Here is a 12,501-nt window from a genome sequence, read left to right on the forward strand (position 1 = left end):
TACTTAGTGGACGGAAAGGTGTTCGGGCTCGGCGTCGGTGTCGACGGTGCGGGTGCGGACCGCAGAGGTCACCAGGAATCCGATGATGCCCGGCACGATGACCACGGCCATCAAGATGTATCCCAGCATGCCCGGTTCCTCCATGCCGAGCAAGACGTCGAAGTTGACGATGATCTGGATGAAGATGAAGACCAGTGCCAGGCCGGACAGCAGCGGGGCGATGACCCGGGTGAGCAGCGAATCCTTGGTGCGGTGCTTGGCGAAGTAGCCCATGATCGCGAACGAGGTCAGCGCCATGAGCAGCACCAGGCCGAAGGCAGCGGAGTTGGTCAGCCAGGTGAACATGGTGAACACGATGAACATCGGGTCCTGCCCGGTGGAGATGACCGCGAAGACCGCGACCACGATGAGCGCCAGCAGCGACTGGGCCAGCGAGCCGGCGACCGGGGCCTGGGTGCGTCGGGAGGTTCCGGCCAGGATGGACGGCAGCGCGCCGCCACGTCCCATGGCGTAGAAGTAGCGGGCCACCACGTTGTGGAAGGCCAGCAGCGCGGCGAACAGGCTGGTGATGAACAGCAGGTTGGCCAGGTCGACGAACCAGGCCGGGGCGTGCGTGGCGAAGAAGACGAAGATCAGGTCGGGACCGAATTCTGCGGTGGCTCCCAGCACGTTGGAGGCGCCTTCGCCCACGGAGATCGCGAAGGCGGAGAAGGCGTAGAAGCAGGCGATCACGATCACGGCGATGATCGTGGCGACCCGGGCGGTGCGCTTGGGGTCCTTGACCTCTTCGTTGTAGATGGTGCCGGATTCGAAGCCCATGAAGGCAGCGATGGTGAAGGCCATGACCGCGCCCATGCCCGGGGCGATCGCATCGGAGATGTCGAAGGCGGCGCCCGGGGCGGGAGCCTCCGGGGAAACAACGAAGGCCATCACGTTGTAGATGATGACCACCAGGAATTCGGCGGCCACCACGATGCCCAGCACCTTGACGGAGAAGTCCACGCGGTTCACGCCCAGCAGCCCGACCAGGGCCCAGGCCACCAGCGCAGTGGCCCACCACGGGATCGCGGTGCCCATCATGGAATTGGCGAAGGACGAAGCGGCGAAACCGAACATGCCGTAGATGCCGATCTGCATCAGGTTGTAGCTGACCACCGCGATCATGGCCGAGCCGACGCCCCAGGCACGGCCCAGGCCCTGGGCGATGTAGGCGTAGAAGGCGCCGGCGTTGGGAATGTGGCGGCTCATGGCGGTGTAGCCGATGCTGAAGACCAGCAGGATGGCGCCGACCACCAGGAAGGACAGCGGCACGGACTGCATGCCGGTGACAGCGTAGTTGGTGGTGACGCCGCCGGCGACGGCGGTGAGCGGTGCGCTGGCCGCGATGATCATGACGACCAGGGCGGGGACGCCCAGTTTGCGTTGTTCAAGTCCCATTGGATCCCCCATTGCGAGTAAGTACCTCTAGGATCCCCCGGCGTGGCGTGGATCACCTTGGCATTGCGTGCAGGTGTCTTGCACTTGAGCGCAGGTTCCGGGCATCCTAGGCCGCGGCCTGCTGCTGGCGGTAGCGTCCCGGGGTGAGGGCGAATTCTCGGGAGAACATGCGGCTGAAGCCGGCCGCGTCCGGGATGCCCACACGGGCGCCGATCCGCTGCACCGAGATGTCACCCAGCAGCGGGTCGCGCAGCAGCGCGCTGGCCTGCTGCATGCGGCGGTGCCGGATCAGTGCCGCGACGGTGCGCGGCTCGTGCTCGAACAGGGCATGCAGCGAACGGACGGAGATGAAATGCGCGGCGGCGATGCGGGCCGGATCCAGTTCCGGCTCATCCAGGTGCGCGTCGATGTAGGCGGTGATGCGCTGGCGCTGCGCGGACTTCGAATCAGCCTGGTTCTCCCCGCCCAGTGCCCCGGCCAGCGCGGTGGCGATCAGGTCCACGGTGTTGCGGGCCAGCGAATAACCCCCGAATTGGTCCCAGGTGGAGAGGTTGTTGCCCAGATGGCGCAGCAGCGGCGTGACGGTCCCGGCCAGCGGGTGCTCGTCCTTGAGCGCCACCGCGGTGATCTGCGCGACCTGTTGCGGCGAGAGCCGGAACTGGTCGTGCGGCACCAGCGCCACGACCACGGAGGCGGGTTTCTCGAAGGCCAGGGTGTAGGGGCGCTGGGTATCGTAGATGGCCAGGTCGCCCGGGGAAAGCACGGTTTCTCGGCCGTCCTGGACAAGCAGTCCGTGCCCGTCGAGCTGGTAGGAAACCTTGTAGTAGTCCCCGTCGCCGCTGGTGCTCAGGTCTTCGGTGCGCAGCACGGCATGGGGCTTGGCGGTGATGCGCATCAGGCCGATGTCTCCGAGCATGTTGGCCCCGAGCGTGGCGGCGAAGTGGCCGCGGGAGACCTGCTCGCTGCGCAGCTGCACAAAGGCGTCGGAGATCAGCGCCGACCATGCGGAAAACGAGTCAACGTGCTGCACCTGATACATTTGCGCCCCCTGTGCTCTGCGCCCGCAACTGTGCCGGGCGACACGTTTGAGGGTAGCCCAGAAACGCCGAAAAGTCACGATTTTTCTGCAGGCGTAGACGAAAAATCAGCGGGGCTCGGCCAGCCGCTGCAACCCCGCCAGGTGGTGTTCCAGCTGCTCAAGCAGCGATTGCACGGTGTTGGCCCGCTCGTCGAGCACGCTGCCGGCCTGCGCGCCCATCAGGAAGTTGATCAGCGCATCGCGCGCCGCACCGGCCTCCGGATGCCCGGCGCCCAGCAGCTGTTCCAGCCAGCCGTCCAGCCCGTCGCGCCAGCCCTGCATGGTCTGCGCATTGGCCTCGGCGAGCGCCGGGTCCCCCAGTGCCAGATGCCAGTAGTGCACCGCGACCCGGGCCTCGTCCCGGCGCAGCTCATCCAGCGGCAGCACCTCGTGGGCGAAGGCCTCGACGGCGGCCAGGCCTTCGAGCTGGCCGGCGTTGCGCTCGATGCGCGCATTCGTGGCCTCGGCGACATAGGCGAAGGTGGCCGCGAGGATCGCGTCCTTGGTCGGGAAGTAGATCTTCAGCCCGCCGTTGGCGTAACCGGCCGCGGCGGCCAGATCGCGAAGATTGAGCTTCGCGATCCCCTCGCGCGCAATGAATCTCCACGTGACCTCCACGATCTCGCGGCGGCGCTGGTCATGGTCGACGATTTTCGGCATGGCTTAAGCCTAGGCGAAGAGACGTGCTTCACCGCGGCGCTTGCGTCCTGCGTCACAGAGCCGTATTCTCTACACCCAGAGAACAAAAAAGTTGTGGATCACATCCCGTCACCGAAGGGCTCCAGCATCATGACTGAAACCACCGCCGTCGATACCGACTTCACCCTGCTTTCCGAGCAGGAGATCGCCACCGCCAAGCAGCTGCTGGTGGAGAACCAGCTGTTCACCGGCAGCACCCGCATCGCCTACATGGGCCTCGAAGACCCGAGCGAGCAGAACGCCGACCGCCTGGTGCGCGTCATGCTCATGGACAAGGCGCGCAACGAGCCCAAGGACGTGGTGCTGGACCTGACCCGCGGCGAGGTCGCCTCGGTCATCGAGCTGGATCCGGCCGCCGTAGGCCAGCTTCCGGTGCTGGTCGAGGAATTCGAGATGGTTGAAGCCATCCTGGCCAAAGATGCCCAGTGGGCCGCCGCGCTGGAAAAGCGCGGCCTGGCAGTCGACCAGGTGCGCGTCGCTCCGCTGTCCGCCGGCGTGTTTGAATACCCGCAGGAGTCCGGCCGCCGCATCCTGCGCGGCCTGGCATTCCGCCAGGACTTCGCCGAGGACTCCGCCTGGGCCCACCCGATCGACGGCCTGGTGGTTTACATCGACACCATCGAGCAAAAGGTCGACCAGCTGCTGGACTTCGGCATCGTCGACGTGCCCGCTACCCACGGCAACTACACCGATCCGGAGCTGACCGGCCCGATCCGCACTACCCAGAAGCCGATCGAGATCACCCAGCCCGAGGGCGCCAGCTTCACCGTGACCGAGGGCAACCACGTCGAGTGGGAGAAGTGGTCGCTGGATATCGGCTTCGACATGCGCGAAGGCCTGGTGCTCTACAACATCGGCTTCGACGACAAGGGCGAGCGCCGCCGCATCCTGGACCGCGCCTCCATCGCGGAAATGGTGGTCCCCTACGGCGACCCCTCGCCGGTGCGCAGCTGGCAGAACTACTTCGACACCGGCGAGTACCTGGTCGGCCGCTTCGCCAACTCCCTGGAGCTGGGCTGCGACTGCCTGGGCGAGATCCACTACATCTCCCCGGTGATCACCGACGCGGACGGCAACGCGCAAACCATCACCAACGGCATCTGCATGCACGAGGAGGACTCCTCGATCCTGGCCAAGCACTCCGATGACTGGTCCGGCGTGAAGTACACCCGCCGCAACCGCCGCCTGGTGATCAGCTTCTTCACCACCGTGGGCAACTACGACTACGGCTTCTACTGGTACCTCTACCTGGACGGCACCATCGAGTTCGAGGCCAAGGCCACCGGCATCGTGTTCACCTCCGCGATGCGCGACGAGCGCTTCGCCTCCGAGATGGCTCCGGGCTTGGGCGCCCCATTCCACCAGCACCTGTTCGGCGCCCGCCTGGACTTCGCACTGGACGGCGGTCCGAGCCGGGTCATCGAGGAGGAAGCGGTGCGCCTGCCGATCAGCGAGGACAACCCGCGCGGCAACGCCTTCACCCGCAGCCACACCGTGCTGGCCACCGAAAAGCAGGCGGTGCGCGACGCGAACCAGGCCGCCGGGCGCACCTGGGTGGTCACCAACCCGGAGAAGAAGAACTACCTGGGCAAGCCGGTGGGCTTCAAGCTGCTGCCCCAGGGCCTGCCGACCCTGCTGGCCGCCGAAGGCTCCTCGGTGCACCGGCGCGCCGAGTTCGCCTCCAAGGCGCTGTGGGTCACCCAGCGCGACGCCGCCCACCGCTACCCGACCGGCGACTTCGTGAACCAGAACCCGGGCGTGGACGGCATCGGCTCCTGGATCGAGGACGACAAGAGCATCGACGGGGAGAAGATCAGCCTCTGGCACACCTTCGCGCTGACCCACTTCCCGCGCACCGAGGACTGGCCGATCATGCCGGTGGACACCGTGGGCTTCAAGATCCGCCCCGAGGGCTTCTTCGACCGCTCGCCGGTGCTGGACGTCCCGGAACCGGCCAAGCACGGCTGCTGCGCCACCACCACCGAAGCCGATGGCTGCTGCGGTTCTAACGGCTAGCGCGGCCGCGCCGGCGGCGCCCGCCAGGGTTCCGTCCGGGCACCGCGTGCTGGGCTGGGCGGTGCTCGGCTCGGCCGCGGTGCATCTGGCGGTGCTGGCGCTCATCCCGCACTCGGCACTCTGGACAGTTGTCCTGCTGGCCATGACCGCCTGGTGCCTGAAGTGCGCCTGGTGCGTACTGCGCGGCGGGAATGCGCTGGAGCTGCTGGGCATGTGCGCGGCCATGGGTGCGGCGCACATCGCCATGGTCGTCGGGATGCCCTGGTTCGCCGGCCATCACGGCGGGCACTCCGGGCACCCGAGCAGCCATGCGGTGCCGATGCTGCTGGTAGCGCTGATGGAGTTCGCGCTGATGTTCGCCTCGGCGCTGGTGGTCCGACGCCAGCACACGCAGCCCCGGCACGGCTGAGCCCCAAGCCCCCGCGGGTGTTCCAGTATTTCTGGATCATCGGCGGGGGCTTTTGCGCACCCGAAAACAATAAGCAGTAGATTTCCCTCAAAGTCTCAATAGTCACAAACCGACTAGTTGGTCGGATTTGGGTTGACACCGTCTCCGGAGAACGCTTGAATATGTAATGAATCACATTCTATTCGTGGTCTTGTCGCTGAGAAGAGGGATATTCTTGACTGCCCCATGGCAATCTCCCGAGATGACCCGCGCTCAATTCGATGCAAAACCCCATGGTCCCCTGGTCGTACCGCTGCCCCGCGCCACGCGCCGCACCTGAACCCGCGAACTTCACCGACCACCTACCTTCAGACCAAGGACCACCCATGGCTATCACCAACCCCATTTCCTTCGACCGCCACGAGGCCCAGGCCTCGCGAGCGCACATCGCCGCCTCGCTGGCCGGAGCCAAGCACACCAGCTATTGGCTGGATACCGACCGGCGGCCGGCGCCCAAGAGCGCCTTGCACGGCGGCATCGACACGGACCTGCTGGTGGTGGGCGGCGGCTACACCGGGCTGTGGACCGCACTGCAGGCCAAGGAACGCGACCCGCAGCGCGAGGTCGTGCTGCTCGAAGGCCAGCGCATCGGCTGGGCCGCCTCGGGACGCAACGGCGGCTTCTGCGAGGCCTCGCTGGTGCACGGCGAGACCAACGGAGAGAACCACCTGCCCAAGGAAAACGCGCTGCTGGCGCGGCTCGGCGCGCAGAACCTGGACGAGCTGCAGGAAACCGTTGAACGCTACAACATGGACGTGGATTTCACCCGCGACGGAGTACTGAACGTGGCCACCGAGGCCCACCAGATCGAATGGGTGCGCGGGGAAGCAGACGCCGAGGGCGTCGAGGTCCTGGATGCCGAGGGAACCCGCGCGGTCATCAACTCCCCCGGTTTCCTGGCCGGCGCCTGGGACAAGGAGAGCTCCGCGCTGGTCCATCCTGCCAAGCTCGCCTGGGAGCTGGCCCGCGTCTGCACCGAGCTGGGGGTGAAGATCTACGAGCACACCCAGGTCGCCGAGCTGGTGGAAGACGGCGCCACCATGCGCGCACTGACGGCTGACGGGCAGGTCACCGCCAAGCATGTCGCGCTGGCCACCAATGTCTTCCCCTCGCTGCTCAAGCGCCACCGGGCCCATGTCATCCCGGTGTACGACTACGCGCTGATGACGCAGCCGCTGACCGAGCAGCAGCGCGCGGCGATCGGCTGGGATCCGATGGTAGGCCTGGCGGACATGAACAACCGCTTCCACTACGCCCGGCCGACCATCGACGAACAGGGCGGCTTCCGGATCCTGTACGGCGGCTACGACGCGGTCTACCACTTCGGCGGCAAGGTGCGCTCCAGCTACGACACCAACCAGGAAACCTTCGACAAGCTCGCCGCGCACTTCTTCGGCAGCTTCCCGGAGTTGAGCGACGTGAAGTTCTCGCACGCCTGGGGCGGGGCGATCGACACCTGCTCGCGTTTCTTCTCCTTCTTCGACCTCACCCACGGCGGCAAGGTCGCCTACTGCGCAGGCTTCACCGGCCTGGGTGTGGGGGCCACCCGATTCGGCGGCAAGGTCATGCTGGATCTGCTCTCCGGTGCCACAACCCAGCTGACCGAGCTGGAACTGGTGCGCACCAAGCCGATCCCGTTCCCGCCGGAACCTGCAGCCTGGGTCGGCGTGAAGTTGATGACCAGCCACCTGGTGAAAGCCGACCGCAACGAAGGCAAGCGCTCCGCCTTCCTGAAACTCATGGACAAGATCGGCATGGGCTTCGACTCCTAGCCCGTCGCCAGCAACTACCACCAAGGAACTTCCCACATGCCTACCTTTGAATTCACCGACGGCCACCAGTTCATCAACGGCTCATTCGTGCGCGGCGAGGGGCCGGTGCTCACCCGCAGCAACCCCGCCACCGGGCAGAAGCTGATCGACGTGGACACCGCCACCGCCGACCAGGTCGACCAGGCCGTGCAGGCCGCCGCTGCCGCGTTCGCCACCTGGTCCAAGCTCACCCCCGGTGAGCGCTCCGACCACCTGCTGGCCCTGGCCCGCGAGCTGGAACGCAAGGCGCAGCTGCTGGCCGAGGTGGAAACCGCCCAGACCGGCAAGACCATCCGCATGTCCACCCAGTTCGACGTGCCCGGCTCGATCGACAATGTGAACTTCTTCGCCGGCGCCGCCCGCAATCTGCAGGGCCTGGCCGCCGGGGACTACGCCGGCAACACCACCTCGATGGTGCGCCGCGAGGCCATCGGCGTGATCGGCTCGATCAGCCCGTGGAACTACCCGCTGCAGATGGCCGCATGGAAGGTGCTGCCGGCGATCGCCGCGGGCAACACCATCGTGCTCAAGCCCAGCGAACTGACCCCGGGCACCACGCTGCTGTTCGCGCAGGCCGCCAAGGACGCCGGGCTGCCCGACGGCGTCATCAACGTCGTGGTCGGCGGGGGCCAGGAGGTCGGCGAGCCGCTGGTGCGCCATCGGCTGGTGAAGATGACGTCGTTCACCGGGTCCACCGCGGTGGGCCTGAAGATCATGGCCATGGCCGCCGAAAGCGGCAAGCGCGTGCACCTGGAACTGGGCGGCAAGGCCCCGTTCGTGGTCTTCGAGGACGCGGACATCGAAGCCGCGGCGCACGGAGCGGTGGCCGGCTCGACGATCAACGCCGGACAGGACTGCACCGCCGCCACCCGCGCCTACGTGCATTCCTCGGTATTCGAGAAGTTCACCACCCGCGTGGCGGAACTGATGAACGCCATGGTGGTCGGCGATCCGACCGACGAGGACACCGACATGGGCGCGCTGATCAGCGAGCAGCATGCCGACAAGGTCGCCGCCATGGTGCAGCGCGCGGTCGCCGCCGGGGCCACCGCCCTGGCCGGCGGTGTGCGCGTAGAGCGTCCGGGCAACTTCTACCGTCCGACCCTGCTGGTCGGCGCGGCCCAGGATTCCCAGATCGTGCAGGACGAAGTGTTCGGCCCGGTGCTGGTGGCGCTGCCGTTCGACACGGACGACCAGGCCATCGAGCTGGCCAACGACACCCCGTACGGTCTGGCCGCCAGCGCCTGGACCAAGGACGTGAACCGGGCCATGCGCGCCAGCGCCGAAATCCAGGCCGGCTGCGTGTGGATCAACGAGCACATCATCATCGTCTCGGACATGCCACATGGCGGCTACAAGGCCTCGGGCATGGGCAAGGACATGAGCCAGTACTCCTTCGACGAGTACACGAACGTCAAGCACGTGCTCATCGCCCATGACACCGCGGCCCACCGCGAATGGCAGGACACGGTGTTCAAGCAGCGCTAGGCTGCTGCCCGCGGCGCCGCGGTGTCAGACACTGCGCAACAGCTGGTCCAGTTTCTTTGTCGCGGCCCCCGGTTCGGTGGTCGCGAAGAAATACTGGGCCAGCTGTTTTTGCCGTCCGGAAACCCCGGAAGCGGCCAGCGCGGCGACGCGGTCGGCCAGCCCATTGGCGTGGCCGAGCAGTTGGTCCGCAGGCAAGCCCTGGCGCAACTTGCAGTCCCGCTCCCCCGCCAGCAGCAGCGGCACGTTCAGCGCCACCGCGTCATAGGACATGGCCGAGATGTCGCAGATCGCCACGTCGGCCCAGACCAGCGACTGGCCCGCGTCGGCGGTGGGGTCGATCAGTGCTGTGTAGTTCGACTTCAGCGCGGCAATGGATTTGCGGGCTTCGGCGGAGACGTCCCCGGTCTTGGGGTGCGGGCGGAAGCGGACTTCAAAGCGGTCGTCGGCCTGCAGCTGGGCGAGGATCCGCTCTCCCAGTGTGGCGATGGAGGAATAGGCCATGGCCTGGGAGTCGCCCTCCCAGGTCGGCGCGTAGAGCACCCGGATCTTGCTGCTCCGCTCGTTGGGCACCAGTGCATCGAGCTGCGGGCGGCCGATCTGCACCAGGTGGGCGAGGTCGAAGCGCGGGATGGCTTCCCGGATGCGCTCGACCGCGGCCGGGCCGGCCACGCAGGCGTAGTCGTAGGCCTTGAGCTGGTTGGAGACCATGGAGGCCTTTTCGCTCTCGCCGTGGTTCAGGTGGATGTGCGCGGGGCCGTTGAATCGCAGCATGGTGAAGTTGCGCTGCGAGTTGTTCACATAGCAGACCGCCTTGGTGCCCATGGCGGCCAGCTGCTTTTCGATCTGCTCCATGGAACGGCTGAACAGCAGCGGCAGGCTGGTCGATTCCAGCGCCTGCCGGGCGCTGAGCGCGTCCATCAGCACAACTCCGACGTCCAGCCCCTGGCCGGCCAACCGTTCGAAGGTCTCCAGCCAGGTGTCCAGCTGGTAGATCTGGCCCGGTCCTTCGGCGAAGAACAGGACCACCTCCGCCTTCTCCAGGCCACGGGAAGCGTCGGCAATCTGGGCCCGCACCGAGCGTTCGGCCAGAAGGGATTTTGCTTTGCCAGCGGCTTGGTTGAAGGGTGTTGGAATCAACGGCATGCATCAAGTCTACGTAAGCGCTAGCCCTTCAGCGCGGAGGCGAGGGAATTGATGTTCCCGCGCATCCATTCCAGGTAGCTCGAACCGTCGGTGATCGTCTCGGTCAGTTCCACCACGGGAACCCCGGCGTCCCGCGCATCCGAGGCCAGGGCCTTGGTCTCGGCGCCTTCGGTCTGCACGTTGTAGACCATCATGTCCACGCCCTTGCCGGACAGCAGGTCCTCGGCGCTCTTGAGGGTCAGCGGGGCGATCCCCTCGCCTTCCTCGATGGCTTCGCTCAGGCCGGCGGGGGTCTTGTTGACCATGCCGGCGTCCTCCAGGAGGTGGAAGGGCACCGGTTCGGTCATCAGGTAGCTCTTGCCTTCCAGCCCGGCGGCGGCCAGCTCGCCGCTCAACTGCTCGATGCCCGTGTCGAAGGCCCGGGCGTTCTCGGTATAGGCGGCGGCGTTGGCCGCGTCCTGCTTGCCCAGCTCGGCGGCCAGGGCATCGGCCAGCGCGCTCATCGATTCCAGGTCGTACCAGACATGCTCGTTGTACTCGGCGTGCTCGTGCCCATGGCCCTCCTCGCCGGCGTGGTCGTCGGCATGGTCGTGGCCCTCGGCTTCGCCCTCGTGGCCTGCGGCTTCCTCGGCTGCGACCGGGGAGGAATCGACCACGTGCATCAGCGAGACTTTCTCGCGCTGTTCCTGGGGCAGCGACTGGACCAGCGTGTCCATGAACGCGTCGTATCCCCCGCCATTGGCGAGTACGACGCTGGCTTGGGAGACGGCGAGCTTGTCGCGGGCCGTCGGCTCGTAGGAGTGCGGGTCCTGCGCCGTGGAGGTGATGATCTCGCTGACTTCTGCATGCTCGCCGGCTACCGCCTGGGCGATCTGGGCGTAGACATTCGTGGTGGCCACGATGCTCACACCCGAGTCTTCCGGCGTACCCTGCGCATCGGCAGAGCATCCGGAGAGCAGCAGGCCTGCGACGGGGACAAGGGCAAGTGAGGCGAGGATTGAGCGGTTTTTCACGAGGAAACTTTCTAGTTCAGGTGCGCTATTGAGAACTATTCTACATTACTCATGAGAATGATTCGCACTTAGCGCCGCTCGGCGGCCTCCTCCGCCCAGTGATTTTCCATGCGCGCCGCCGGTTCCGGTGGCCTTGACCACCAGCACCGCGATCCCGGTGGTCACCGGTATTGCCAGCACCAGCCCGATGGAACCGATCAGGATGCGGATGACTTCCTCGGCCATTTCCCCCGAACTGAGGGTGGTGCCGAAGCCCTGGTTGCTCAACGCCGCAATGGCCAGCACCGGCAGCGCAGCGCCGGCGTAGGCGAAGGCGATGGTGTAGACCGTGGAGGCGATGTGGTCGCGCCCGATGCGCATGCCGCGCAGGAAGAGCTCGGTGGCGGTGGCCTTCGGCGCGGACTCTGCCAGTTCCCAGACCGTGGCCGACTGGGTGATGGTCACGTCGTTGAGCACACCCATGCCGCCGATCAGCACGCCGCAGATCAGCAAGCCCGGCAGCGAGATCTGCGGAGCGACGGTGGACAGCGTCATGGCCGCCTCGTCGTGCGCACCGGTCAACGCCGCCGCATCGGTCAGCCACAGCGCGAGCCCCGCCGTCACGCCCAGGCCGAAGAGCGTGCCCAGCAGCGCGGTGGAGGTCTTGGCATTCAGCCCGTGCGCGAAATACAACGCGACGAACATGATCGCCGTGGCCCCGGTCAGGCCCACCAGGATCGGATTGCCGCCCTCCAGCAACGCAGGAATCATGAACACGATCATGAAGGCGATGCCTCCGATCAGCCCGATCATGGCCCGGGCCCCGCGCCAGCCGGCCACCAGCACAACGACCAGGCCGTAGGCGATGGCCAGCAGGGCCATCGGGAAGGTCCGCACGAAGTCCACGAACACGAAATCCGTTCCGGAATTCGACCCCACCTTGGACAGATCCAGGTAGCGCAGCGAATCCCCCGCCCTGGCCTCGCGCGACTGCAGGGTCTCCTGCGGGATTTCCAGCTGGATCTCGGCACCGCCGTCATCGGGCATCACGTAGGTGACGGTGCATTCAAGCACCTTGCCGCCGACGTCCTCCAGGCCCTGCGAGGACGGGCAGTCCTGGAACACCGAGCGGGTCACGGTGCCCGTGGCCATCACCGCTCCGCCGGTGGTGTCCGTGGAGCCCGAGAGCGCGAACTTGTCATAGTTCCCCTGCGGCCACAGCGCGATGACCATGACCAGCGCCAGGGCGCCGATCGGGGCGAGCAGCGCCCAGAGGATGATCGAGGCGCGGCGCCGCCGCTGCGGATCCTGCAAGATGGGTTCGTCGTGATGGTGGTGGCCCACGGGTGCGTTCTCCGCATCATTCGAGTCAAAGTTGTCGTCCCCAAG

General features: G+C 66.5%; 10 protein-coding genes. 4 read left to right on the plus strand and 6 right to left on the minus strand.

Annotated elements, in window-relative coordinates:
* Positions 1–3: 3 nt before the first annotated feature.
* From JQN66_RS13340 to JQN66_RS13350, 3 genes are all read right to left on the minus strand, one after another.
* Positions 4–1,437 (minus strand): APC family permease, encoded by a 1,434-nt coding sequence (locus JQN66_RS13340; RefSeq protein WP_204675476.1) that lies wholly within the window; start codon positions 1,435–1,437, stop codon positions 4–6.
* Positions 1,438–1,543: 106 nt separating this feature from the next.
* The gene (locus JQN66_RS13345; RefSeq protein WP_204675477.1) at positions 1,544–2,476 is read right to left on the minus strand and encodes an AraC-like ligand-binding domain-containing protein; all 933 of its coding nucleotides are present in this window, start codon (positions 2,474–2,476) and stop codon (positions 1,544–1,546) included.
* Positions 2,477–2,581: 105 nt separating this feature from the next.
* A complete protein-coding gene (locus JQN66_RS13350) occupies positions 2,582–3,175 on the minus strand; it encodes a TetR/AcrR family transcriptional regulator (protein WP_204675478.1) in 594 nt (197 codons plus the stop codon).
* A 129-nt stretch (positions 3,176–3,304) separates the two neighbouring features.
* Here JQN66_RS13350 and JQN66_RS13355 point away from each other — a divergent pair, with 129 nt between their 5' ends.
* From JQN66_RS13355 to JQN66_RS13370, 4 genes are all read left to right on the plus strand, one after another.
* Positions 3,305–5,230, plus strand: coding sequence for a primary-amine oxidase (locus tag JQN66_RS13355; RefSeq protein WP_204675479.1), 1,926 nt, complete (start codon positions 3,305–3,307; stop codon positions 5,228–5,230).
* A complete protein-coding gene (locus tag JQN66_RS13360; protein ID WP_204675480.1) occupies positions 5,205–5,639 on the plus strand; it encodes a hypothetical protein in 435 nt (144 codons plus the stop codon). The genes JQN66_RS13355 and JQN66_RS13360 overlap by 26 nt, the downstream gene beginning before the upstream one ends.
* 365 nt (positions 5,640–6,004) lie before the next feature.
* Entirely contained in the window at positions 6,005–7,450 is a 1,446-nt protein-coding gene (locus JQN66_RS13365; protein ID WP_204675481.1) for an NAD(P)/FAD-dependent oxidoreductase, read from the plus strand.
* Between the two features lie 36 nt (positions 7,451–7,486).
* The gene (locus JQN66_RS13370) at positions 7,487–8,977 is read left to right on the plus strand and encodes an aminobutyraldehyde dehydrogenase (RefSeq protein ID WP_188949397.1); all 1,491 of its coding nucleotides are present in this window, start codon (positions 7,487–7,489) and stop codon (positions 8,975–8,977) included.
* 24 nt (positions 8,978–9,001) lie between these two features.
* Here the strand turns inward: JQN66_RS13370 and JQN66_RS13375 are convergent, their stop codons facing one another.
* Genes JQN66_RS13375 through JQN66_RS13385 form a run of 3 tightly spaced genes read right to left on the minus strand, consistent with a single transcriptional unit; the run spans position 9,002 to position 12,456 of the window.
* The gene (locus JQN66_RS13375; RefSeq protein WP_204675482.1) at positions 9,002–10,120 is read right to left on the minus strand and encodes a CDP-glycerol glycerophosphotransferase family protein; all 1,119 of its coding nucleotides are present in this window, start codon (positions 10,118–10,120) and stop codon (positions 9,002–9,004) included.
* Positions 10,121–10,140: 20 nt separating this feature from the next.
* Positions 10,141–11,133, minus strand: a complete 993-nt coding sequence (locus JQN66_RS13380; RefSeq protein ID WP_204675483.1) for a metal ABC transporter solute-binding protein, Zn/Mn family — start codon at positions 11,131–11,133, stop codon at positions 10,141–10,143.
* Between the two features lie 45 nt (positions 11,134–11,178).
* The gene (locus tag JQN66_RS13385; RefSeq protein ID WP_204675484.1) at positions 11,179–12,456 is read right to left on the minus strand and encodes a YibE/F family protein; all 1,278 of its coding nucleotides are present in this window, start codon (positions 12,454–12,456) and stop codon (positions 11,179–11,181) included.
* Positions 12,457–12,501 lie beyond the last annotated feature (45 nt).

This window comes from Glutamicibacter protophormiae (assembly GCF_016894325.1).
Taxonomy (GTDB): domain Bacteria; phylum Actinomycetota; class Actinomycetes; order Actinomycetales; family Micrococcaceae; genus Glutamicibacter; species Glutamicibacter protophormiae.

What these genes read in the sequence shown, in the direction of transcription:
- JQN66_RS13340 (WP_204675476.1), bottom strand. Translation starts at nt 1,437, where the DNA reads ATGGGACTTGAACAACGCAAACTGGGCGTCCCCGCCCTGGTCGTCATG.
- JQN66_RS13345 (WP_204675477.1), bottom strand. Translation starts at nt 2,476, where the DNA reads ATGTATCAGGTGCAGCACGTTGACTCGTTTTCCGCATGGTCGGCGCTG.
- JQN66_RS13350 (WP_204675478.1), bottom strand. Translation starts at nt 3,175, where the DNA reads ATGCCGAAAATCGTCGACCATGACCAGCGCCGCCGCGAGATCGTGGAG.
- JQN66_RS13355 (WP_204675479.1), top strand. Translation starts at nt 3,305, where the DNA reads ATGACTGAAACCACCGCCGTCGATACCGACTTCACCCTGCTTTCCGAG.
- JQN66_RS13360 (WP_204675480.1), top strand. Translation starts at nt 5,205, where the DNA reads ATGGCTGCTGCGGTTCTAACGGCTAGCGCGGCCGCGCCGGCGGCGCCC.
- JQN66_RS13365 (WP_204675481.1), top strand. Translation starts at nt 6,005, where the DNA reads ATGGCTATCACCAACCCCATTTCCTTCGACCGCCACGAGGCCCAGGCC.
- JQN66_RS13370 (WP_188949397.1), top strand. Translation starts at nt 7,487, where the DNA reads ATGCCTACCTTTGAATTCACCGACGGCCACCAGTTCATCAACGGCTCA.
- JQN66_RS13375 (WP_204675482.1), bottom strand. Translation starts at nt 10,120, where the DNA reads ATGCCGTTGATTCCAACACCCTTCAACCAAGCCGCTGGCAAAGCAAAA.